Source organism: Streptomyces sp. WMMC1477, assembly GCF_027460245.1.
Taxonomy (GTDB): Bacteria; Actinomycetota; Actinomycetes; order Streptomycetales; family Streptomycetaceae; genus Streptomyces.
The window spans coordinates 480,103-502,537 of the sequence record NZ_JAPZBD010000003.1 but is presented as its reverse complement, the minus strand read 5'-3'; the positions used below and the strand labels follow the sequence as shown (position 1 = coordinate 502,537).

Genomic DNA, 22,435 nt, shown 5'->3' with positions numbered 1-22,435 from the left:
GGTGCAGCGCGGTGCTCCTGCGCGGCAGACCGGAGGTTCCGGCCGCCGGTCAGCTTGCCGCCGGCGGACGGGCGCGGGCATGGGTAGACCGCCCCCGCATTCGCGCGGGGGCGGCCCGGTGGGGTGGGTAGGCGTCAGGCCCCGGTGGCCGTCGGCTCCGTGGCCAGCGCCGTGCAGGCGTAGTCCGACAGCTGCAGCCGGTCGGTGCACCCCGACTTCGTGAACAGGCTCGCGATGTGCTTCTCGACGGTGCGCGGCGAGACGTGCAGCCGCTCGGCGATGGCCTTGTTCGTGAGCCGGTTCGGCAGCAGTTCGAGCACCTCGAACTCGCGGACCGTCACGCCGAGCGCCCGCAGGGAGGCGGGCACCCGGTCGGTTCCGGCGCGGCGCTGCTGCACCGGGGCGCCGACGGCCCGCAGCAGGGCCCGGCAGGCCCCGGCGACCGCGGGTACGGAGGCGCCGTGGAAGTGCTCCTCCGCCCGGCGCAGCCACTCCACAGGCTCGCCCCAGCCGTCCCGGTGGGCCGTCTCGGCGACGAGCCGCAGCCCCAGGTGCCGGGCCGTCGGGTAGTCCCGCGCGGCGAGCGCGGACCGGGCGACGGCGTCCTCCGCTTCCCGCGGCCGGCCGGCCCGGCCGTGCAGCACGGCCTCGGCCAGGAGGACGAACTGCTGGTTCCACCGCATGGTCGCCGGCGCGCTGGCGGCGGCCCGGCCGAGTCGTCCCCCGTCCAGCGTGCCGTCGAGCACCCGCAGCAGCAGGTGCAGGCCGTGGGCCCCGGCCAGGTAGAATGTCGTCGGGTACCGCTCCTCGGCCGTCACCACGTCCGTCAGATGGCCGCGCGCCGTCGTGCCGTCCTCCTCCAGCAGGGCGCAGACGCCGCGAGCGAGGCCGAGGGCCAGGCTCTGTTCGTGCGGGCGGTCGCCACCGCAGGAGTCGAACGCCGCCAGCGCCTCCTCCATCTCCGCGCGTCGGCCCTGGTGCGCCGCGAGCGTGGCGCGGGCGACCTGCAGGTACCGCTCGACCGTGACCAGCCGCATCCGCCGCGCCGTCGCCAGCGAGGCCGCTAGCAGCTCGGCCGCCCGCTCGAACTCGCCGCGCAGGATGGTGTCCATGACGATGGTCGCGGACATGTTCTCGGCCAGCGTGATGCCGCCGACGTTGAGCGCGGCGCTCCGCGCGCTCTGCAGCACCGCGACGTTGCCGTCCCGCAGCCAGGCCACCCCGGCCGCGCCGATCATGGCGTAGGCGCGCCAGATCGGGATGCCGTGCCGAGTGGCGATGTCGAGCGCGCGCTCGAAGCAGTGGTGGGCGTGGCCGAGGTCCCGCTCGCGCGACACGAGCCCGATCAGGTGCCAGGCCTGGCACAGCGCGACGGGGTCGGCGACCCGGTCGGCGGCCTCGACCAGCCCTCTCGCCAGCTCCTCGGCCTGCTGGACGCGTTCGCGGCCCGTCCCCTCCAGCGTCAGATAGGCCGCGACCGCGTCGACCGGGGCGGTGACGTCGACCCCGGCGCCCGGCGGCAGCAGCGCGCGGGCCAGGCCCACCTGGCGGTCGCCGTCGGCATGCCGCCCGGTGATGCAGGCGGCCCACGCCAGCCGCACGTGCAGCGCCACGCGCCGCTCCGGGGCCATCCCTGCGAGCTCGTCGGCGAGGAGCTGCGACTTCTCGTGGACGCCGGCCCAGTTGCCCGACTCCGCCAGCAGGTGCAGCAGCGTCTCCAGCACCTCGGCGCGGGCCCGCGTCTCGCCGTGCTCGGCGAACAGCTCCTCCGCCTGTGTGAGCAGGCTCCTCGCCGTGCCCACGGCCCCCCGGTCCAGGGCGCGTTCGCCCGCCTCGTGGAACAGGGCGGCGGCGCGCACCGGTTCCCCGGCCCGCAGCCACAGCTTCGCGGCGAGCTGGCACCAGCTCCGGGGCAGCCCGGGGTGCACGGCGTCGGCGGCCTCCGCCGCCCGCCGGGACAGGTGGGCGCGCTCGGCGGGCGTCAGGCCGCCCAGCAGGGCGTCGGCCGTCAGCGGGTGGTGGAAGGAGTACCAGTCGGGGCCGCGCTCGTCCGGCGTGACGAGCTGCGCCTCGACGCCCGCCTGCAGGTGCTCCAGCAGGGTGTGGTCGTCCAGCCCCGTGACCTCCTGCACGATGGTGAGGGGGAACCGGTGCCCCAGCACCGAGGCGACGGAGAACAGGTGCCTGCCCACCGGGCCGAGCCGGTCGACCCGGTCCAGGACGCTGCGGGTCAGCGTGGCGGGCAGCGCCGTCGCCGCGTCGCCGATGAACCGCCAGCCGCCGCTGTCACAGGCGAGCCGACCGCTGCTGACCAGCCCGTTCAACAGCTCCTCGATCACCAGCGGGACCCCGGCGCTGTCCCGCCAGAGCTGCTCGACGACGGCCTCGTGGACCTCCTCGGCACCGGCGTTCAGGCAGCTGGCCACGAAGGCCCGCATCGCCTCCCGTCCGAGGCGGTGCAGCTCGACGATGCGGCCGCTCTGCCGCTGCGCCACCGCGTGCACCACGTCCAGCGCGGAACTCGGCTCGGAGCGCACCGTGCACAGCAGGACCGTCGGCTCCGAGCGCAGGTTGTCGGACAGGTACTCCACGACGGCCAGCGTCTCGGCGTCCGCGTCCTGCAGGTCCTCCAGGAAGAGCAGGCACCCCGACTCCCGGCCGGCGACGGCGGTCAGCCGCAGCACGGCCTCCGCCAGCACCACCAGCGAGTCGCCGTGGGTCCGGGTGACGGCCCCGGTGTCCCACTCCGGCACCAGGCGCCCCAGGACCGACCGGTACGGGCCGAGCGTCTCCTCGTCGAACGGAACCCCCTTGCGCACGAGGGACATCAGCGCCTCGGTGAGCGGCCGGAACGGCACGCTCGGCCCCGTCGTGCTCGCCCGGCCCCGCAGCACCGTCATACCGGCGTCGACGGCCTTGCCCACCACCTCGGCGGCCAGGCGTGATTTGCCGATCCCGGCCTCGCCCCGCAGGAAGAAGCACGCACCGCCGCCGCTCCGCACGTCGTCGAGCGTGCCGGAGAGCTGGTCGAGCTCCGCGTCACGCCCGACAAGCAACGAAGCACGTGTTCGCATGGCCACACCTTAGTTCGGCGATCCTCCCCGCTGCCAGGACGACGCCGCCGCCCCAGGTCAGGTACCGGCCACACCCCGAGTGGGGCGGCTCCCCGGGAATCTGGGGGGCCGTTACCCATGCGGGGGCCGCCTCCGCGGTGCTTGGATCGTCACCGTGACAGAGCTGACCGCGACCGCCGAGAGGCGGACCGTCATCGCGTCGCCGCCCGACGAGGCGGTGGCCCGGCGGCTGCGCGTACTCGCCGAGCAGCCGCCCCACGTCGACGAGGCGGCCGTGGGACACGACGTCGAGGCACTGGCCGTGCCCCTGCTGCCCCTGGTGCGCGCCGCCGTCGCCGAGGTGCGGGAGGCCGCCTGGGGGCTGGGCCGCCGCGCCAGGGTGGACGCCGACGCCGTGGCCGCCGGAGCCGGAGCCGAACTCACCGCCCGCCTGGCCCGGCTGACGGCCCGCACGATGGTCGTGGAGCTGCACCGCGCCCGCCGCGAGCAGCGGCTCACCGGACGGACGAGCCGGGAGCGCTTCGTCGACTTCGTCCGCTCGATGTCCCGGCCCGGCGCGCTGACCGACCTGTTCGCCACCTACCCCGTGCTCGCCGGCCTGGTGACCCAGGCCACCGACCAGACCACGGCCGCCTACGCCGAACTGCTGCGCCGTCTGACCGCCGACCGGCACGCCCTCGCGGCCCGGCTGCTGCCCGGCGAGACCAGCCCGCTGATCCTCGTCGAACGCGGCCTGGGCGACCGGCACCGCGGCGGCCGGTCCGTCAGCCGCCTGCACTTCGCCGACGGCCGGTCCGTGGTGTACAAGCCGCGCTCGCTCGACCTGCACGTCCACTTCACGGCGCTGCTGAGCTGGTTCAACGGCCGGGTGCCCCAGCTGGGCCTGCGGGCACCGGAGTGCCTGCCCGGGGACGGCTACGGGTGGATGGAGTTCATCGAGCACACCCCCTGCGCCGAGATGGCCGGATTCGACACCTTCTACCGCCGCCAGGGAGCCCTTCTCGCCCTGCTCTTCGCGGTCAACGCCACCGACATCCACCACGAGAACATCGTCGCCGCCGGAGACCAGCCCGTCCTCGTCGACATCGAGACCCTCTTCCAGCCGGTGTTCACCCCCGTGGCGACGACCGGCTCCTGCCCGGCCGCCGGAGCCCTCGCCGCGTCGGTGGAGCGCACGGCCCTGCTGCCCCGCATGATCTTCGGCGAGCACGGCGCGCTCGACATCTCCGGGATGGGCGGCGACAAGAACTCCCTCCTGCCCCGGGACACCGTCGCCTGGGCCGACGCAGGGACCGACACGATGCACCTGGTCCGGCGCACGGCGCTGTTCCCCGGCAGCGCCAACCGCCCGCGCGTCGGCGACCGCTACGCCGACCCGGCCCGGCACACGGCGTCCTTCCTCGGCGGCTTCCGCGCGGCCTACGGGGCCCTCACCGCCCACCGGTCCGAACTCCTCGGCGACGACGGGCTGCTGCGCGCCTTCGCCGAGGACGACGCGCGCGTCCTGCTGCGGAACACCCAGGTCTACGCCAAGCTGCTCGACGAGGCCACCCACCCGGACGTGCTGCACGACGCGGCCGACCGCGCGGAACTCCTCGCCCGGCTGCACGAGGAGCCGCTGCCGCCGCCCCTGACGCGGCTCACCGAGCAGGAGATCGCCGAGCTGTGGAACGACGACGTCCCCGTCTTCCACTGCCGCCCCGGCGACACCGACCTGCACGCCTTCGGCGGCCGTGTGCTGCGGAACGCGCTGGACACCAGCGGCCTCGACCAGGCCGCGGCGAAGATCGGCGCCCTCGGCGAAGTGGACCGCCAGACCCAGGAGTGGCTGATCACCGCCACCCTCGCCAGCCGCAACGCACCCGTCGAGCACCGCTCCCGGCCGCCAGCCCCCTCCCGTCCCCCGGCGGAGGAGGCCGACCCCCAGCGCTTCCTCACCGCCGCCCGGGCCCTGGCCGACAGCCTGGTCGCCCGCGCCGCCGTCGACGGCACCCGCGCCAACTGGCTCGGCCTGGAGGCCCTGGACGAGCTGTACTGGAAGGTCATGCCGATGGGCGCCGGCCTGGCCACCGGCTACAGCGGGGTCGCGCTCTTCCTCGCCGAACTCGGCCGGCTCACCGGCACCGACCGCTACAGTGAGCTCGCCGCCCGGGCCGTGGGGCCCCTGCCCGGCCTCGTCGAGCGGTTCGCCGCCGACCCGGAGCTGGCCCGCGCCGTCGGCTGCGGCGCCTTCGCCGGCGTGGGCGGCATCACCTACGTCCTGGCCCGCCTGTCCACCCTCCTGGACGACGCCGAGCTCCGCGGCTCCCTCGGCCACGCCGTCGCCGCGACGGGGCTGGCCGCCGACCCCGAGGGGCCCCTCGCCCTGCACGACGGCCTCGCCGGCGGCGTGGCCGCGCTGCTCGCCGTCCACGCCGAGACCGGCTCGGCCGCGGCCCGCGGGACGGCCGTGCGCCTGGGGGACACCCTGACCGCCCGGCTGCGGGGCACCGCGCCCGCCGACGACACCGGGTTCCTCTTCGGCTCGGGCGGCGCGGCCTGGGCGCTGCTGCGCCTGGCGGAGACCTGCGACGCCCCCGCGGCGGCGGAGGTCGGCCGGGCGGCGGCCCCGCGCGGCGGCCCCCTCGGTCCGCCCGCCGACGGGGACGACGTCGGCTGGTGCTCCGGTCTCGCCGGGCGGCTCGCCCTGTGGTCCCACCCGCTGCTGGCCCACCGGCACCCGGGCGCCGTCGAGGCGGCCCTCGCCGCCCTGCGGGAGACCGGCCCCCTGCGCGACACGACGCTGTGCCACGGCGAGACGGGCGTACTCAGCGGCATCGCCGCCGCCGCTGCCACGGGCCGCCCTGAGGCCGCCGCCCTGCTCGAACGCCGCTGCCAGCTCCTGCTCGGGGCGCTCGAACACCAGGGCCCCCGCTGCGGCACCCCGGCCGCCGTACCGACCCCGGGACTCCTGTCCGGGCTGGCGGGCATCGGGTACGCGCTCCTCCACCACGGTTTCCCCGAGCACGTCCCCCCGCTCCCCACGCTGGGGGCGCGCCGGGCGGCCACGGCCTGAGCCGTCCCCCGCACGACCAGGCCCGACACACGGCCGGGACAGCCGTTCCGGTCCGGCAACGACAGAAGGAGAGAACCGTGTCCACGGAGAACAGCGTCCACACCGCCCGCGCCGCCTCGGCCACCGAGGACGGCGTCACACGCCCGGCGGGCCGCCTGAGGCCCTTCTCCCGCACCCCGGTCGGAGCCCGTGCCGCCGCCCTGGCCGGCTACTCACCCAGACGGCCCGACGAGGCGACCTTCGTGGGCGCGATCACCTCGGTCAGCGAGCCGAACTGAGGCGGCGGCGCTCACTCCCAGCGGAAGAAGCGTGCGGCGGCGGTCAGGGCGACCGCCGCCCATGCGGCGAGGATGCCGAGATCACCCCAGGGAACGCCGGCGCCGTGCTGGAGGACGTCGCGCAGGCCGTCCGAGAGCGCCGTGACGGGCAGCACGCCCAGCACGCCCTGCGCCGCCTCGGGGAACCGCTCCAGCGGCACGACCACCCCGCCGCCGAGCAGCAGCAGGACGAACACGAGGTTCGCCGCCGCGAGCGTCGCCTCCGCCCGGAGCGTGCCGGCCATCAGCAGCCCGAGGCCGCTGAACGCCGCCGTGCCGACGACGAGCAGCAGCCCCACGACGGCCCAGCTGCCCTGCGGCGACCAGCCGAGCCCGAGGGCCACCGCGCCCAGCAGGGCCACCTGGAGCAGCTCCACGCCCACCACGGCGAGGGTCTTCGCCGTCAGCAGCCCCCAGCGGGGGAGCGGCGAGGCACCGAGCCGCTTGAGCACGCCGTAGCGCCGCTCGAAGCCCGTCGCGATGGCCTGCCCGGTGAAGGCCGTGGAGAGGACGGCGAGCGCGAGCACGCCCGGCGCGACGAAGTCGACCCGCTCGCCGCCGTCGACGGGCAGCTCCACCACGTCCACCGCGCTGAACAGCACGAGCAGCAGCGTCGGGATGACCACGGTGAGCAGCAGCTGCTCACCGTGGCGCAGCGTCATCCGCAGTTCCAGGGCCGCCTGCGCGGCGACCATCCGCCCGGCGGGCGCCGCGCCGGGCGCCGGTGCGTAGGTGCCGTTCACGCGTGCAGCTCCCTACCGGTCGGATCCAGGCTGTGTTGTCCCCGGGGGCGACCCCCGGGCCCCCGGCCGGGCGGGGTGACGTGGTGTGGGCCCGTCACGAGCGCAGCTCCCTACCGGTCAGATCCAGGAAGACGTCCTCCAGGGTGCGGCGCTCGACGGCGATACGGTCGGGCAGGACGCCGTTCTGCGCGCACCAGGAAGTGACCGTCGCGATGAGCTGGGGGTCCACGGTGCCCTGGATGCGGTACGCGCCGGGCGTCAGTTCGACGGCGGCGCTCTCCGGGGGCAGTGCCTTCAGAAGCGAGCCGAGGTCGAGGCCGGGCCTGCCGCTGAAGCGCAGGCTGTTCTCGGCGCCGCCGCGGCACAGCTCCTCGGGCGTGCCGTGGGCGATGACCCGGCCGCCGTCGATGATCGCCACGGCGTCGGCCAGTTCCTCGGCCTCGTCCATGAAGTGCGTCGTGAGCACGCAGCCCACGCCGTCGGAGCGCAGCTCGCGCACCAGGTCCCAGGTGGCGCGGCGCGCCTGCGGGTCGAGGCCCGCGGTCGGCTCGTCGAGGAAGACCAGCTCGGGGCGGCCGACGACGGCCATGGCCAGGGCGAGCCGCTGCTGCTGGCCGCCGGAGAGCCGCCGGTAGGGGGTGCGTCCGCAGGAGCCGAGGCCCAGCCGCTCGACCAGCGCCGCCACGTCCAGCGGGTGGGCGTGCAAGGCGGCCATGTGGAGCAGCATCTCCTCGGCCCGCACACCGGGGTAGACGCCGCCGCTCTGGAGCATCACCCCGATCCGGGGCCGCAGCGCCGCGCCGTCCGCGACGGGGTCCAGACCGAGGACCCGCACCTCGCCGGCGTCCGGGCGGCGGTAGCCCTCGCAGATCTCGACGGTGGTCGTCTTCCCCGCGCCGTTCGGTCCGAGGACCGCCATGACGGTGCCGTGCCCGACGGTGAGGTCCACGCCGTCCACGGCCTTCGTCCGGCCGTACCGTTTGACCAGCCCCGCGACCTCGACGGCCGCCTTCTCGTGCATACCGGCCAGTCTAGGAACCCCCGCCCACGGCCCGGGCCCCGGGTGTCCGCGCCGCCGGAGGCCCGGCGCGGGTAAGGCTTGCCTTACGTGACGCAGCCCATTGCCGCAGGTCACAGACCAGGCTTGCCCGGCTCCGAGGAATTACGCAACAATGGCGTTGTGAAAAACACGGGAGACGCACGCACGACGCGGGAGCCGCTGGTGGCCCCCGCGATTTCGGGTGTGCACGTCGCGCTGGACGAGCAGCACGGCACCCGTAACCGCGTGGCGCGGTCCATTCTCGACCACGGCCCGTCCACCGCGGCGGAGCTGGCCGAGCGCCTGGAGCTGACGCAGGCCGCCGTGCGCCGACATCTGGACGCCCTGGTGTCCGAGGGCACCGTCGAGGCCCGCGCCCAGCGGGTCTACGGCAGCCGGGGCCGCGGTCGTCCGGCCAAGGTCTTCGCGCTCACCGACTGCGGCCGGGATGCCTTCGACCAGGCCTACGACGAGCTCGCCGTCGACGCCATGCGCTGGATCGCGCGGATGGCCGGCGGCGGGGAGAAGGGCGAGGCCGCCGTCGCGGCGTTCGCCCGGGCCCGGGCGAACGCCCAGGCCGACCGCTATCGCGAGCGGCTGGCGGGCTCCGCGCCCGAGGACCGCGCGCGTGTGCTGGCCGAGGCGCTGTCGGAGGACGGGTACGCTGCTACCGCGCGCAGCGCTCCGGCTCCGGCCGAGGGCACCCCCGGGCGCAGCCCCGGGGGTGAGCAGCTCTGCCAGCACCACTGCCCGGTGGCGCACGCCGCCGAGCGGTTCCCGCAGCTGTGCGAGGCGGAGACCGAGGTCTTCTCCCGCCTGCTCGGCACCCACGTGCAGCGCCTGGCCACCATCGCGCACGGCGACGGGGTGTGCACCACCTTCGTCCCGCGAGCAGACGGGCCCGCGCTGACCTCAGAGAACACCGCAAACGCAACTGCTTCTGCAAGCACCGCCGGGAGGAACCCCGCATGACGCTCCCCACGGAGACTGCCCACCCCGAGCTGGAGGGTCTGGGCAACTACGAGTACGGCTGGGCCGACAGCGACGCGGCCGGAGCCGCGGCCAAGCGCGGCCTGTCCGAGGAGGTCGTGCGCGACATCTCCGCGAAGAAGTCCGAGCCGGAGTGGATGCTCAAGCTCCGCCTGAAGGGCCTGAAGCTCTTCGAGAAGAAGCCCATGCCGAACTGGGGCTCGGACCTGTCGGGCATCGACTTCGACAACATCAAGTACTTCGTGCGGTCCACCGAGAAGCAGGCCCAGTCCTGGGAGGACCTGCCGGAGGACATCAAGAACACCTACGACAAGCTGGGCATCCCGGAGGCCGAGAAGCAGCGCCTCGTCGCCGGCGTCGCCGCCCAGTACGAGTCGGAGGTCGTCTACCACCAGATCCGCGAGGACCTGGAGGCGCAGGGCGTCCTCTTCCTGGACACCGACACCGCGCTGCGCGAGCACCCGGAGATCTTCCAGGAGCACTTCGGCACGGTCATCCCGGCCGGTGACAACAAGTTCGCCGCGCTGAACACGGCCGTGTGGTCCGGTGGCTCCTTCATCTACGTGCCGCCTGGCGTGCACGTCGACATCCCGCTGCAGGCCTACTTCCGGATCAACACCGAGAACATGGGCCAGTTCGAGCGGACGCTGATCATCGTCGACGAAAACGCCTACGTGCACTACGTCGAGGGCTGCACCGCGCCCATCTACAACTCCGACTCGCTGCACTCGGCCGTCGTGGAGATCATCGTCAAGAAGGGCGGCCGCTGCCGCTACACGACGATCCAGAACTGGTCGAACAACGTCTACAACCTGGTGACCAAGCGCGCCGTCGCCTACGAGGGCGCGACCATGGAGTGGGTCGACGGCAACCTGGGCTCCAAGGTCACGATGAAGTACCCGGCCGTCTACCTGATGGGCGAGCACGCCAAGGGCGAGACGCTGTCCGTCGCCTTCGCCGGCGAGGGTCAGCACCAGGACGCCGGCGCCAAGATGGTCCACATGGCGCCGAACACCTCCTCCAACATCGTCTCCAAGTCGGTGGCCCGGAGCGGTGGCCGCACCTCCTACCGCGGTCTGATCGAGATCGCCGAGGGCGCGGAGAACGCCAAGTCCAACGTGCTGTGCGACGCGCTGCTGGTGGACACGATCTCCCGTTCCGACACCTACCCCTACGTCGACGTCCGCGAGGACGACGTGACGATGGGCCACGAGGCGACGGTCTCCAAGGTCAGCGACGACCAGCTCTTCTATCTGATGAGCCGGGGCATGGCCGAGGACGAGGCCATGGCGATGATCGTGCGCGGCTTCGTGGAGCCGATCGCCAAGGAGCTGCCCATGGAGTACGCCCTGGAGCTCAACCGGCTGATCGAGCTGCAGATGGAGGGCGCGGTCGGCTGACGCCGTCCCGCTTCAGCATCCCGCCCACCGTGAGCGAGCCGAAGGGCGCGCCGGTGTCGAAAGGGAGAGCGCGCGGAGGGCCCGAGGACCGAGGGCCCGAGCACGGTCGACAGTCGACACCGGGCCACGCGCCCGGCGAGTGAACAAAAAAGACGCAGAAAGCGAGCAGTACGACAGCCATGGCTGACGCCCAGACAAACCCGGCGGGCAACACCGCCATCGCGGTGGCCGCCGAGTCCACCGTCGCCACCCGGATGAGCGCACCGCCCTCGTTCGACGTGGCGGACTTCCCCGTGCCGCACGGCCGCGAGGAGGAGTGGCGCTTCACCCCGCTGGAGCGGCTGCGCGGGCTGCACGACGGCAGTGCCGAGGCCTCCGGAGTCCTGAAGGCCGAGGTGTCGGCGCCCGACGTCGTCACCATCGAGGCCGTCGGCCGGGACGACGCCCGGCTCGGCCGGGCGGGCAAGCCGGTGGACCGGGTGGCCGCGCAGGCCTACAGCGCCTTCGAGAAGGCCACCGTGGTCACCGTCCCCAGGGAGGCCGTGCTGACCGAGCCCATCCGGGTCGGCCTGCACGGCGAGGGCGGCGTGTCCTACGGCCACACCGTCTTCGAGCTGGGTGCCTTCGCCGAGGCCGTCATCGTCATCGACCACACCGGTGACGCCGTGCGCGCCGCCAACGTGGAGTTCGTCCTCGGGGACAACGCCAAGCTGACCGTCGTCTCCGTGCAGGACTGGGCCGACACCGCCGTGCACTGCTCGCAGCACAACGCGCTCGTCGGCCGGGACGCCAGCTTCAAGTCCGTCGTCGTGACCTTCGGCGGTGACGTGGTGCGGCTGCACCCGCGCGTCACCTACGCGGGCCCCGGCGGCGAGGCCGAGCTGTACGGCCTGTACTTCACCGACGACGGGCAGCACCAGGAGCACCGCCTCTTCGTCGACCACGACGCGCCGCACTGCCGCAGCAACGTCGCCTACAAGGGCGCGCTGCAGGGGAAGGACGCGCACGCCGTGTGGATCGGCGACGTGCTGATCCGCAAGGTCGCCGAGGGCACCGACACCTACGAGCTGAACCGCAACCTCGTCCTGACCGACGGCGCGCGGGTCGACTCGGTGCCGAACCTGGAGATCGAGACCGGCGAGATCGCCGGCGCCGGCCACGCCTCGGCCACCGGCCGCTTCGAGGACGAGCAGCTCTTCTACCTCATGGCGCGCGGTATCCCGGCCGACGAGGCCCGCCGTCTGGTCGTGCGTGGCTTCTTCGCCGAGCTGGTCCAGCAGATCGGCCTGCCCGACCTGCAGGAGCGGCTGCTCGCGAAGATCGACGAAGAGCTGGAAGCGTCGGTGGCATGAGCGCATACGTCAAAGTCGCGAGCCTGGGCGAGCTGGAGGAGGACACCCCGAAGCGGGTGGAGATCGACGGCGTCCCCGTCTCGCTCGTGCACACCGAGGGCGAGGTGTTCGCGATCAACGACATCTGCTCGCACGCGAACGTCTCGCTCTCCGAGGGCGAGGTGGAGGGCTGCGCCATCGAGTGCTGGCTGCACGGCTCCAGCTTCGACCTGCGCACCGGAATGCCCTCGGGTCTGCCCGCCACGCGACCCGTTCCCGTGTACCCCGTAAAGATCGAAGGAGACGGCCCGGACGCGGCCGTGTACGTCTCCGTCACCCAGGAGTCCTGAAGCCCCATGGCCACCCTTGAGATTCGCGACCTGCACGTTTCCGCCGAGACCGACAGCGGGCCCAAAGAGATCCTGCGCGGTGTCGACCTGACCGTGAAGCAGGGCGAGACGCACGCCATCATGGGCCCCAACGGCTCCGGCAAGTCGACGCTCGCCTACTCCCTGGCGGGTCACCCCAAGTACACGATCACCAGCGGCGCCGTCACCCTCGACGGTGAGGACGTGCTGGAGATGTCCGTCGACGAGCGCGCCCGCGCCGGTGTCTTCCTCGCCATGCAGTACCCCGTCGAGGTCCCCGGCGTCTCCGTCTCCAACTTCCTGCGCACCGCCGCCACCGCCGTCCGCGGCGAGGCGCCCAAGCTGCGCACCTGGGTGAAGGAGGTCAAGGGGGCCATGGAGCGGCTCTCCATGGACCCGGCCTTCGCCGAGCGCAACGTCAACGAGGGCTTCTCCGGCGGTGAGAAGAAGCGCCACGAGATCCTTCAGCTCGAACTGCTGAAGCCGAAGATCGCGATCCTCGACGAGACCGACTCCGGTCTGGACGTCGACGCCCTGCGCGTCGTCTCCGAGGGCGTGAACCGGGTGCGCGAGGGCGGTGACGTCGGCACGCTGCTGATCACCCACTACACGCGTATCCTCCGCTACATCAAGCCCGACCACGTCCACGTCTTCGCCAAGGGCCGCATCGTCGAGTCCGGCGGGCCCGAGCTGGCCGACAAGCTGGAGGCGGAGGGCTACGAGCAGTACGTGAAGGGTGGCACGACTTCGTGACAAACCTGCCGGGCCTCCTCGACACCGAGGCGATTCGCAAGGACTTCCCCGTCCTGGACCGCCAGATCCACGACGGCAAGCGGCTCGTGTACCTGGACAACGCGGCGACCTCGCAGAAGCCGCGCCAGGTGCTCGACGCGCTGACCACCTACTACGAGCGGCACAACGCCAACGTCCACCGTGGTGTCCACGTCCTCGCCGAGGAGGCCACGGCGCTCTACGAGGGGGCGCGCGACAAGGTCGCCGCCTTCGTGAACGCGCCCAGCCGCGACGAGGTGATCTTCACCAAGAACGCCTCGGAGTCGCTGAACCTGGTGGCGAACATGCTCGGCTGGGCCGACGAGCCCTACCGGGTGGACCAGGACACCGAGATCGTCATCACGGAGATGGAGCACCACTCCAACATCGTGCCGTGGCAGCTGCTCGCGCAGCGCACGGGCGCGAAGCTGAAGTGGTTCGGGCTGACCGACGACGGCCGGCTCGACCTCTCCGCCATGGACGAGATCATCACGGAGAAGACGAAGGTCGTCTCCTTCACCCTGGTCTCCAACATCATGGGTACGGTCAACCCGGTCGAGGCCATCGTCCGCCGGGCGCAGGAGGTCGGCGCGCTCGTCGTCGTCGACGCCTCCCAGGCCGCGCCGCACATGGTGCTGGACGTGCAGGCCATACAGGCCGACTTCGTGGCCTTCACCGGGCACAAGATGTGCGGCCCGACGGGCATCGGTGTGCTGTGGGGCCGCCAGGAGCTGCTGGAGGACCTGCCGCCCTTCCTCGGTGGCGGCGAGATGATCGAGACGGTCTCGATGCACTCCTCGACCTACGCGCCCGCCCCGCACAAGTTCGAGGCCGGCACGCCGCCGATCGCGCAGGCCGTCGGCCTCGGCGCGGCGGTGGACTACCTGTCCGGCATCGGCATGGAGAACATCGCCCGGCACGAGCACGCGATCACCGAGTACGCGGTGCGGCGGCTCCAGGAAGTCCCCGACCTGCGGATCATCGGCCCCACCACGGCCGAGGACCGGGGCGCGGCGATCTCCTTCGTGCTGGGGGACATCCACCCGCACGACGTCGGCCAGGTGCTCGACGAGCAGGGCATCGCCGTGCGCGTCGGCCATCACTGCGCCCGCCCGGTGTGCCTGCGCTACGGAATTCCCGCGACCACACGAGCGTCGTTCTATCTGTACTCCACACCGGCCGAGGTGGACGCCCTGGTCGAGGGGCTGGAGTACGTACGGAACTTCTTCGGATGAGGGTGGCCTGACTCGTGAAGCTGGACTCCATGTACCAGGACGTGATCCTGGACCACTACAAGAACCCGCACGGGCGCGGGCTGCGCGACGGCGACGCCGAGGTGCACCATGTCAACCCGACCTGCGGGGACGAGATCACGCTGCGGGTGCGTTACGACGGCGAGACGGTCGCCGACGTCAGCTACGAGGGGCAGGGCTGCTCCATCAGCCAGGCCAGCGCCTCCGTGCTGAACGAGCTGCTGGTCGGCAAGACGCTGGCCGAAGCGCGGCGCGTCCAGGAGACGTTCCTGGAGCTGATGCAGTCCAAGGGCCAGATCACGCCCGACGACGCCATGGAAGACGTGCTGGAGGACGCGGTCGCCTTCGCCGGGGTCTCGAAGTACCCGGCCCGGGTGAAGTGCGCGCTGCTGAGCTGGATGGCCTGGAAGGACGCGACCGCCCAGGCACTGGGCGACTCCCCCGCGAAGGAGAAGACGGCATGACCGAGACGACCACCGCCGACGCGGCCACCCCGGCCAGCGAGGAAGAGGTCCGCGAGGCCATGATGGACGTCGTCGACCCCGAGCTGGGCATCGACGTCGTCAACCTCGGGCTGGTCTACGGCGTTCACGTGGACGACGACAACACCGCCACCATCGACATGACGCTGACCTCTGCGGCCTGTCCGCTGACCGACGTCATCGAGGACCAGGCGAAGTCGGCCACCGAGGGTATCGTCAAGGAGCTCAAGATCAACTGGGTCTGGATGCCGCCGTGGGGTCCGGACAAGATCACCGACGACGGCCGCGAGCAGCTCCGCGCTCTCGGCTTCAACGTCTGAGACCGTCTCGGGTCTCCACCCGACGGTCCGCTTCGGCGCCCCGGCCCCACCGGCCGGGGCGCCGTCGCGTTCCCCGGGTGCGGTTCCCGGTCGCACCGGGTGAGGCGCGGGCACGCGTACGATCATCGGCATGGTGTACGCGATGCTCGGGGCGGCCATCCTGGCCGAGGTGCTGGCCACGACCTCCATGAAGTACAGCGACGGATTCACCCGGCTCTGGCCGACGCTGGGCACCGGCGTCGGCTACCTCGTCGCCTTCGTGCTGCTGGCGCAGGCGCTCAAGACGATGTCCGTCGGCACCGCCTACGCCATCTGGTCCGGGGCGGGCACCGCCGCGATCGCCGTCATCGGCATGGTCTTCATCAACGAGCCGGTGACCCTCGCGCGGATCTCCGGCATCCTGCTCGTCATCGCGGGTGTCCTCGTACTGAACCTCGGCGGCGCGCACTGACGTCGTGTTGCGGAATCGGCAACGATGTTTGCTGATTTCGAGGCGCGGCTCGCATCGTCGGTCGCGGAGGTGGTCACGATGACCGACACGCTGAGGAACAGCGGATACGACGTGGTGGTGCTCGGCGGCGGGGCGGCCGGGCTGAGCGGGGCGCTGACGCTGGCCAGGGCCCGCCGCTCCGTGCTGGTGATCGACGCCGGCGCCCCGCGCAACGCCCCTGCCGAAGGGGTGCACGGGCTGCTGGGCAGAGAGGGGATGGCGCCGGGCGAGCTGCTGGCCCGAGGCCGGGAGGAGGTTCGGCACTACGGCGGCCGGGTGCTCTCCGGTGAGGCCACCGCCGTCGTCCGGGAGGAGGACGGGTTCCGGGTCGCGCTCGCCGACGGGGCGTCCGTCCGGGGGCGCCGGGTGCTCGTGGCCAGCGGGCTCGTCGACGAACTGCCCGAGGTGCCGGGCCTGCGCGAGCGGTGGGGGCGCGACGTGCTCCACTGCCCGTACTGCCACGGCTGGGAGGTGCGCGACCAGCCCATCGGCGTGCTGGCCTCCGGCCCGCTGTCCGTGCACCAGGCGCTGCTGCTGCGCCAGTGGAGCGAGGACGTGACGTACTTCGCCCACACCATGCCCCCGCCGGAGGGCGAGGACGCCGAGAAGCTGGCGGCCCGCGGCATCCCCGTGGTCCACGGCGAGGTGGCCTCCGTGGAGGTCGGCGACGGCCGGCTGACGGACGTCCGGCTGAGCGACGGCACGGTGGTCCGGCGCGCGGCGCTGGTCGTGTCCCCGCGGATGGTGGCCCGCGCCGGGTTCCTCTCCGGGCTGGGCCTGAAGCCGGTAGCGCACCCCTCGGGCGCCGGTGAGCACCTCCCCGTCGACGCCGCGGGCCGTACCGACGTCCCCGGGGTGTGGGCCGCGGGCAACGTGACCGAGCCTTCCGCCCAGGTCGGCCCCGCCGCCGCGGCGGGCACCGCGGCGGCGGCCCAGATCAACGCCGACCTCATCGCCGAGGAGACCCGCCGGGCGGTCGAAGCCCGCCGGTGAGGCCGGCGGAAGTCCGTCCGCGGCCCGGGGGCCACTGTGCGAGACCGGTTCGCGGGCGGGCTCCCCGTGACGTTAGGTTTTCCACATGACCGATGCAGCCACCACCAGCACCACCGGCGCCGTCGCCGCCGGGCTCGCCACCGTCACCGCCGACGGCACCGTCCTCGACACCTGGTTCCCCCGCCCCGGGCTGGCCGCCGAGCCCGACCCGGCCGGGACCGAGCGGCTCTCCGCCGAGCAGGCGGCCGAGCTGCTGGGCGAGGCCGCCCCCCGCGCTCTGGGGCCGGACCCGCTGCGGGGCGTGGAGATCGTCGCCGTCCGCACCGTCATCGACTCCCTGGACGCGAAGCCCGCCGACGCCCACGACGCCTACCTGCGGCTGCACCTCATCAGCCACCGCCTGGCCAAGCCCCACGGCATCAACCTGGACGGCGTCTTCGGCCTGCTCGCCAACGTCGCCTGGACCTCCCTCGGCCCCGTCCCGGTGGACCGGCTGGAGGACGTGCGGCTCGCCGCCCGGGCCGAGGGCCGTCAGCTCAACGTCACCAGCGTCGACAAGTTCCCGCGCATGACGGACTACGTCATGCCGGGGGGTGTGCGCATCGGCGACGCCGACCGCGTCCGGCTCGGCGCCCACCTGGCCGAGGGCACGACCGTCATGCACGAGGGCTTCGTCAACTTCAACGCCGGCACCCTGGGCACCTCGATGGTGGAGGGCCGCATCAGCGCCGGCGTCGTCGTCGGCGACGGCTCGGACATCGGTGGCGGCGCCTCGATCATGGGCACCCTCTCCGGCGGCGGCAAGCAGACCATCTCCATCGGGCAGCGCTGCCTGCTGGGTGCCGAGGCCGGCATCGGCATCTCCCTGGGCGACGACTGCATCGTGGAGGCCGGGCTCTACGTCACGGCCGGCACCCGCGTCACCCTGCCGGACGGCCAGGTCGTCAAGGCGCTGGAGCTCTCGGGCGTGACGAACCTGCTGTTCCGCCGCAACTCCTCCACCGGCGTGGTGGAGGCCCTGCCCCGCAGCGGTTCGTGGGGCGGGCTGAACGAGGCGCTGCACAGCCACAACTAGGCGCTTCCTCCTCCCGGCCGCCGAACGTACGAGGGCTGGGACGGAGGCCGGACGCCGGACACCGCGAACGCCGTGCGCGAAGGGACGCCCCCGTCGCGCACGGCGTTCGCGCGCTCCGGCCGGTTCCGGGGCCGGTACCACGGCCGGTTCCGGGGCCGGTACGGGAGCGGCACGGGGTGCGCGGGCCGTGCCCGGGCACGCGCACCGAGCCTCCTCCGGCGCACCGCTACGCTGGCCGCATGAGTGATCTCACAACGGGGCTGCGCTGCCTGGGCCGGGGGCAGCGCTGGGTGGCCGGGCACGGGCGGTGGTACGGCTTCGGGCTGATCCCGGCCGCGATCGCCCTCGTCCTGTACGCGGCGGCCCTGGTCATCCTGGGCCTCTTCGCGGGGGATCGCGCCGCCTGGGCGACCCCCTTCGCCGACGACTGGGACGCCACCTGGCGCACGCTGCTTCGGGTCTCCGTGGCCGTACTGGTCTTCGCGGGCGGGCTGATGCTCGCCGTCCTGAGCTTCACCGCGGTCACGCTGCTGATCGGCGACCCGTTCTACGAGAAGCTCTCGGAGAAGGTGGAGGAGAGCGAGGGCGGCTGCCCCAGCGCGCCCGACGAGCCCCTGTGGCGAGGGCTGTGGCGCTCCGCGTGCGACAGCCTGTACGTCCTGATGTGGGCCCTGGTCTTCGCGGTGCCGCTGCTCCTGCTCGGGTTCGTGCCCTTCGTCGGGCAGACCGTCGTCCCCCTGGCCGGCCTGGCGGTCTCCGGCTTCTTCCTCACCGTGGAGCTGTCCTCGGTGGCCCTCCAGCGCCGCGGGGTGCCGGTGCGCGAGCGGATGAGGCTGGTGCGGGGGCGCCTCCGGCTCGCCCTGGGCTTCGGCGTGCCGCTGGCCGCCGCGTTCCTGGTGCCCTTCGTCGCCGTCTTCCTGATGCCCGGCGCGGTCGCGGGGGCCGCCCTGCTGGTACGGGAGCTGTACGACGAGACCTGGCCCGGCCCCGGGCCCGGGCCCGGCGTCCCGGAGGACAACCGGACCCGGACCCTCGGGCCGTACCGCTAGACCGCGGCGCCCGCTACGGCCGGAAGCGCAGGACCTGCGGGTCGTGGTCGCTGACCTGGTCGGAGAACTCGGCGTTGGTGTGGACGATGTCGTAGTCGTACCGGCGGATGCCGGGGGAGACCAGCGTCTGGTCCAGCACCTGTGCGTTGCCCTGGAAGACGTAGGTGTAGCGGTCCTCGGCGGGCAGGGAGTACACCGCGCTGGACAGCACACCGCCCTCGGTCAGGGCGTCGGTGACCGGTGAGAACTCGAAGTCGTTGATGTCCCCGAGGACGACGACGTTCGCCTTCCTCTGCACGGCCAGCACGTCCTTGACGAACGCGTTCACCGAGCGTGCCTGGGCCAGCCGCTGCACCTCGGAGGAACGGTTCGGCGGCTGGAAGCGCGAGTGGAGCGCCTGGTCCCCGCCCTTGGACGCGAAGTGGTTCGCGACGACGATGACCGTCCGGCCGCGGAAGCGGAACTCCCCGGCGAGCGGCTTGCGGCTGTCCTCCCAGGCCGGGTTCAGCGGGTCGACACGGCCGGGGGAGAGAGTCAGCGACGCCCTGCCGCGACGCCCCACGACCCCCGTCGCACGGGTGGCGTCGCCCTCGCCGCGGTCGACGAACGAGACCCGCTCGGGGTTGAAGAGGAAGACGTTGCGGATGTTGCCCCCGGGCTGGCCGCCGTCCCGCTTGTCCTGCGGTGCGATGCCGCGCCACGCGTACCGCGGGCCGCCCGCCGCCGCGATGGCGTCGGTGAGCAGGCGCAGCGTCTCGTCGGCTGTGACGGTGCCGTCGTCCTCGGGCCCCGAGTCGTCCTGGATCTCCTCCAGCGCGATGATGTCGGGCGCGGCCAGGTTGTGCACGATGCCCTCCGCGAGCCGGTCGAACTTGGCCCGGTCGTCGCCCGGGTCCAGGTTCTCCACGTTGTAGGTGGCCACGGCCAGTTCGCCGCGGCGCTGAGCCCGGGTGGCCTCGGGGCGCAGACCGGCGTCCCGCACCCGGCCCAGGTCGCGGGCGGCGAGCAGGTAGCCGCCGTACTGGTCGTAGTCGAGCGGGCCCTCGGCGGAGCCCAGGACGTCTCCGGTGTCGGCCCGGGGGAAGGGCAGCTGGGAGACGGGCGTGAGGGAAGTGACCTTCAGGCGCCCGGAGTTCTGCTCCTCGTAGCCCCCGTAGCGGGTGCCGCCCCGGTGCGTCGGGTTCTGCTCCGGCTCCACGGTGACCCACAGGTCGTGGTAGCGGGAACTCGGGCCGACCACGCGGGCGTCGTCCACCCGGACGTTCATGCCCTCGAGCGACTCGTAGCGGTCCAGCGCGTACCGCTCGGGCCGCAGGACCAGTCCGTCGAGGGAACCGTCGGGGCCGGTACCGCGCGGCGCGTACCGCTCGGGCACCGCGTCCGCGTCCAGCACCGTCGGCGCGGGCAGCTCGGCCCCGGAGGAGACGACGGTGACCTCGGCGCCGGACAGCTGCGTCACCGACTGGTTGCCGGAGCCCCCGCCCCCGTAGGTGTACTCGCCGACGCGGCCGCTGACGCGCACGACGTCTCCCGGCTCCACGGAGGGCGTCCGGCCCGTGTAGACGAACACACCCTCGCTGGTGGCGGGGTTCCCGTCCCCCTCGACGTCCTGGAACCAGAAGCCGCGCGAACCGTAGGGGCGCACGCCGGTCACGATCCCGGGCACGTCGGCGACCCGCTGCCCGGCCAGCGGGCTGACCCGGGACTCGCCCTGGATGTCGTGGATGCGGACGTCGGCGGTGCCGGCCGTGGCGGCGGCACCGGCCGGATCGGCGGCCGAGGCGTCGACGGCGAGCAGCGTGGACGTCACGGCCGCGACGGTGAGCGCGGCCAGCGCGGCACCGGGCCTGGATATCTGTCGAGTGGTCACGTGCGGTCCCTCCGGGACGGAGTGGTGCGACAAGGGGTCTGTGGGGGGAATTTCTACGCGCGTAAAAGTCGCCCAGCGGGCGGCCCGTGTCAAGGCACGCCAGGTTGCCCGCGGTGGACGGATCGGTGAACCCGACGTCCGGGGCGTCTTCCGTCTAGTCTGGGTGACCGGCTGATAACTGCCGTGCACCGACGGGGTTTCGACGCACCGGTGCGCGGAGGCCGCCTGCCCTTCCGATCCGCGCGAGGAGTCCGACGCCGATGACCGGTGACGACCGTCCGTCCATGCCGCCCGTGCGGCTGCCCGCCGAGGCCGAGTTGGCCCGGGACGCGCTGGCCGCACCCCTGCTCCACCGGGCGGCGGCCCTGGCCCGGTGGGCCGGTGACGGTGTGCGCCTCACCGTGGGCGGTGAGCTGCCCGCGGACCGGCTCGCGCAGGCCCGCGACGCGCTCGGGCTCACCGCCGCCCGGCCGTCGGACGAGGCGGCTGGTGCCGAGGACGGGTCGGGCGACGAACCGGTCACGGACGCCTGGCGGATCGCCGTGGAGTCGGGTTTGGTGACCATCGCCCCGCAGGCCGGCGATGAGGAGGACGTCGCGACCGCTGGCGAGGCGGTCAAGCTGCTCACGGCGGGCGGCCCCGGTGACGTGCTCGACGTCTGGCGCGACGTGTGGGGGTCGGCTCTCGCCCTCGCCCTCGTACCGCCCCTCGACGAACTCGTCGGCGACCTCCTCGAAACCGCGCCCGGTGACGGCTCGGGCGAGACGGAGGCCGCCGAGGCCGCGGAGGCGGAGTGGGACGTCGAGGAGGCGGCCGACTTCCTCGACGCGGCGCTGGCCAACCTCTACCTCCTCACCGCGACCGACCCGGCCGTCACCGCCGGGGCCCCGGTGCCGCTGCCCGTACTCGCCGCCTCGATGGTCCTCCCCGACGACGCCGACGGCCTGGAGCCCCCCACGGACGCCGTGCTGGAGGAGGTCTCCGAGGTGATGATGCGGCTGGACACCCAGTTGCGCGGGCTGGAGGCCGCGGGCGCCGTCGAGTACCGGCCCGTGGACGAGGCCCTGCTGCTGGAGGCGGACGAACAGCAGGTCGCGACCGAGGAGCTCGAGGACGAGGAGCTGACCCGCTACGGCATGCTCCGCTTCACCGCGCTCGGGCTCTACGGGGAGCGGGTACGGCTGCTGGAGGCGGGCGTGGAGGCACCCCTGGTGGGCGATCTCGCCGGCGCCGACGCGGCCGAGGTCCTCTCCGCGGTGTGCGGCTACCCCGAGGAGTCGGCGCAGGCGGAGCTGGAGCAGTGGCTCGACGGCCGCCCGGTGGCGGAGGCCGCACGCGCCCTGCTGTCGGCGGCCCGGGGCACGGACGTACTGGCCCCGCGCCGCAGGCTGCTGTGCCAGCAGGGTCTGTCGGTGGTCGGCCCGGAGGCGGAACCCGCCCTGCGCGAGGTGCTGTTCGACCCCGAGCTGGGCGGGCTCGCCCGGGTCTGGCTGAGCGAACGCGGTGCCCAGGACGTGCCGCCACCGGACGAGGAGCTCGTCTTCTGGCTCACCGTGGACACCCTCGCCGCCCAGCTCGACCCGGAGGACCCGGCCGTCGCGCCTCCGGAGCTGGGCGAGCTGATGGCCGGGCTGGTGGCCCAGCACAGCGGGTTCTTCGACAAGGCGTGGCGCGTCGACCACCCGGCCACCGCACACGTGCTGGAGGCCATGGCCCGGGCGCACCCGGACCGCGCCACGGCCAAGGCGGCCCGAAAGGCGGCCTACAAGGCCCGCTCCCGCCAGAGCTGAACCCCCGTCGGCGGACGGGCGGCGA

General features: G+C 73.3%; 19 protein-coding genes. 15 read left to right on the top strand and 4 right to left on the bottom strand.

Features of this window, described 5'->3' with window-relative positions; translation table 11 throughout:
• Positions 1-134: 134 nt before the first annotated feature.
• Positions 135-3,074 (bottom strand): helix-turn-helix transcriptional regulator, encoded by a 2,940-nt coding sequence (locus O7609_RS02730; RefSeq protein ID WP_269733300.1) that lies wholly within the window; start codon positions 3,072-3,074, stop codon positions 135-137.
• A 154-nt stretch (positions 3,075-3,228) separates the two neighbouring features.
• Here O7609_RS02730 and O7609_RS02725 point away from each other — a divergent pair, with 154 nt between their 5' ends.
• The gene (locus O7609_RS02725) at positions 3,229-6,129 is read left to right on the top strand and encodes a type 2 lanthipeptide synthetase LanM family protein (RefSeq protein WP_269743020.1); all 2,901 of its coding nucleotides are present in this window, start codon (positions 3,229-3,231) and stop codon (positions 6,127-6,129) included.
• Between the two features lie 77 nt (positions 6,130-6,206).
• Positions 6,207-6,407 carry a hypothetical protein gene (locus O7609_RS02720; RefSeq protein ID WP_269733298.1) on the top strand — a complete coding sequence of 67 codons (201 nt, stop codon included), beginning with the start codon at positions 6,207-6,209 and terminating at the stop codon, positions 6,405-6,407.
• Between the two features lie 11 nt (positions 6,408-6,418).
• Here the strand turns inward: O7609_RS02720 and O7609_RS02715 are convergent, their stop codons facing one another.
• On the bottom strand, positions 6,419-7,141 hold the full coding sequence (locus O7609_RS02715; protein WP_269736989.1) for an ABC transporter permease: 723 nt from the start codon (positions 7,139-7,141) through the stop codon (positions 6,419-6,421).
• Positions 7,142-7,283: 142 nt separating this feature from the next.
• Positions 7,284-8,210, bottom strand: a complete 927-nt coding sequence (locus tag O7609_RS02710; RefSeq protein ID WP_269743019.1) for an ABC transporter ATP-binding protein — start codon at positions 8,208-8,210, stop codon at positions 7,284-7,286.
• 159 nt (positions 8,211-8,369) lie between these two features.
• Here O7609_RS02710 and O7609_RS02705 point away from each other — a divergent pair, with 159 nt between their 5' ends.
• From O7609_RS02705 to O7609_RS02650, 12 genes are all read left to right on the top strand, one after another.
• Positions 8,370-9,200 (top strand): helix-turn-helix transcriptional regulator, encoded by an 831-nt coding sequence (locus O7609_RS02705; protein ID WP_443072043.1) that lies wholly within the window; start codon positions 8,370-8,372, stop codon positions 9,198-9,200.
• Positions 9,197-10,618, top strand: a complete 1,422-nt coding sequence (gene sufB / locus O7609_RS02700) for a Fe-S cluster assembly protein SufB (RefSeq protein ID WP_269733296.1) — start codon at positions 9,197-9,199, stop codon at positions 10,616-10,618. Before O7609_RS02705 ends, sufB begins: the two co-directional genes overlap by 4 nt.
• Before the next feature lie 179 nt (positions 10,619-10,797).
• The gene (gene sufD / locus O7609_RS02695; protein ID WP_269733295.1) at positions 10,798-11,970 is read left to right on the top strand and encodes a Fe-S cluster assembly protein SufD; all 1,173 of its coding nucleotides are present in this window, start codon (positions 10,798-10,800) and stop codon (positions 11,968-11,970) included.
• Positions 11,967-12,299, top strand: coding sequence for a non-heme iron oxygenase ferredoxin subunit (locus O7609_RS02690; protein WP_269743018.1), 333 nt, complete (start codon positions 11,967-11,969; stop codon positions 12,297-12,299). Before sufD ends, O7609_RS02690 begins: the two co-directional genes overlap by 4 nt.
• A gap of 6 nt (positions 12,300-12,305) precedes the next feature.
• The gene (gene sufC, locus O7609_RS02685; RefSeq protein ID WP_269733293.1) at positions 12,306-13,070 is read left to right on the top strand and encodes a Fe-S cluster assembly ATPase SufC; all 765 of its coding nucleotides are present in this window, start codon (positions 12,306-12,308) and stop codon (positions 13,068-13,070) included.
• On the top strand, positions 13,067-14,323 hold the full coding sequence (locus O7609_RS02680; protein ID WP_269733292.1) for a cysteine desulfurase: 1,257 nt from the start codon (positions 13,067-13,069) through the stop codon (positions 14,321-14,323). The genes sufC and O7609_RS02680 overlap by 4 nt, the downstream gene beginning before the upstream one ends.
• Before the next feature lie 14 nt (positions 14,324-14,337).
• Positions 14,338-14,805, top strand: coding sequence for a Fe-S cluster assembly sulfur transfer protein SufU (sufU, locus tag O7609_RS02675; protein ID WP_219090877.1), 468 nt, complete (start codon positions 14,338-14,340; stop codon positions 14,803-14,805).
• Entirely contained in the window at positions 14,802-15,143 is a 342-nt protein-coding gene (locus O7609_RS02670) for a metal-sulfur cluster assembly factor (RefSeq protein ID WP_269733291.1), read from the top strand. The genes sufU and O7609_RS02670 overlap by 4 nt, the downstream gene beginning before the upstream one ends.
• A gap of 130 nt (positions 15,144-15,273) precedes the next feature.
• Complete coding sequence (locus O7609_RS02665) at positions 15,274-15,594, top strand: DMT family transporter (protein WP_269733290.1); 321 nt, start codon at positions 15,274-15,276, stop codon at positions 15,592-15,594.
• Between the two features lie 78 nt (positions 15,595-15,672).
• Positions 15,673-16,626 (top strand): NAD(P)/FAD-dependent oxidoreductase, encoded by a 954-nt coding sequence (locus O7609_RS02660; protein WP_269743017.1) that lies wholly within the window; start codon positions 15,673-15,675, stop codon positions 16,624-16,626.
• An 85-nt stretch (positions 16,627-16,711) separates the two neighbouring features.
• Positions 16,712-17,701 (top strand): 2,3,4,5-tetrahydropyridine-2,6-dicarboxylate N-succinyltransferase, encoded by a 990-nt coding sequence (gene dapD / locus O7609_RS02655; RefSeq protein ID WP_269743016.1) that lies wholly within the window; start codon positions 16,712-16,714, stop codon positions 17,699-17,701.
• A gap of 239 nt (positions 17,702-17,940) precedes the next feature.
• Positions 17,941-18,750, top strand: a complete 810-nt coding sequence (locus tag O7609_RS02650) for an EI24 domain-containing protein (RefSeq protein ID WP_269743015.1) — start codon at positions 17,941-17,943, stop codon at positions 18,748-18,750.
• Positions 18,751-18,763: 13 nt separating this feature from the next.
• On the opposite strand, the gene O7609_RS02645 is transcribed toward O7609_RS02650, so the two are convergent.
• On the bottom strand, positions 18,764-20,620 hold the full coding sequence (locus O7609_RS02645; protein WP_269743014.1) for an endonuclease/exonuclease/phosphatase family protein: 1,857 nt from the start codon (positions 20,618-20,620) through the stop codon (positions 18,764-18,766).
• 260 nt (positions 20,621-20,880) lie between these two features.
• Between O7609_RS02645 and O7609_RS02640 the strand changes: the two genes are divergently transcribed.
• Entirely contained in the window at positions 20,881-22,410 is a 1,530-nt protein-coding gene (locus O7609_RS02640) for a hypothetical protein (RefSeq protein WP_269743013.1), read from the top strand.
• Positions 22,411-22,435 lie beyond the last annotated feature (25 nt).

Bases quoted from the DNA above. Each gene is read 5' to 3' on its own strand.
- O7609_RS02730 (WP_269733300.1), bottom strand. From the start codon at position 3,074: ATGCGAACACGTGCTTCGTTGCTTGTCGGGCGTGACGCGGAGCTCGAC.
- O7609_RS02715 (WP_269736989.1), bottom strand. From the start codon at position 7,141: ATGGTCGCCGCGCAGGCGGCCCTGGAACTGCGGATGACGCTGCGCCAC.
- O7609_RS02710 (WP_269743019.1), bottom strand. From the start codon at position 8,210: ATGCACGAGAAGGCGGCCGTCGAGGTCGCGGGGCTGGTCAAACGGTAC.
- sufB (WP_269733296.1), top strand. From the start codon at position 9,197: ATGACGCTCCCCACGGAGACTGCCCACCCCGAGCTGGAGGGTCTGGGC.
- sufD (WP_269733295.1), top strand. From the start codon at position 10,798: ATGGCTGACGCCCAGACAAACCCGGCGGGCAACACCGCCATCGCGGTG.
- O7609_RS02690 (WP_269743018.1), top strand. From the start codon at position 11,967: ATGAGCGCATACGTCAAAGTCGCGAGCCTGGGCGAGCTGGAGGAGGAC.
- sufC (WP_269733293.1), top strand. From the start codon at position 12,306: ATGGCCACCCTTGAGATTCGCGACCTGCACGTTTCCGCCGAGACCGAC.
- O7609_RS02670 (WP_269733291.1), top strand. From the start codon at position 14,802: ATGACCGAGACGACCACCGCCGACGCGGCCACCCCGGCCAGCGAGGAA.
- O7609_RS02665 (WP_269733290.1), top strand. From the start codon at position 15,274: ATGGTGTACGCGATGCTCGGGGCGGCCATCCTGGCCGAGGTGCTGGCC.
- O7609_RS02660 (WP_269743017.1), top strand. From the start codon at position 15,673: ATGACCGACACGCTGAGGAACAGCGGATACGACGTGGTGGTGCTCGGC.
- dapD (WP_269743016.1), top strand. From the start codon at position 16,712: ATGACCGATGCAGCCACCACCAGCACCACCGGCGCCGTCGCCGCCGGG.
- O7609_RS02650 (WP_269743015.1), top strand. From the start codon at position 17,941: ATGAGTGATCTCACAACGGGGCTGCGCTGCCTGGGCCGGGGGCAGCGC.
- O7609_RS02640 (WP_269743013.1), top strand. From the start codon at position 20,881: ATGACCGGTGACGACCGTCCGTCCATGCCGCCCGTGCGGCTGCCCGCC.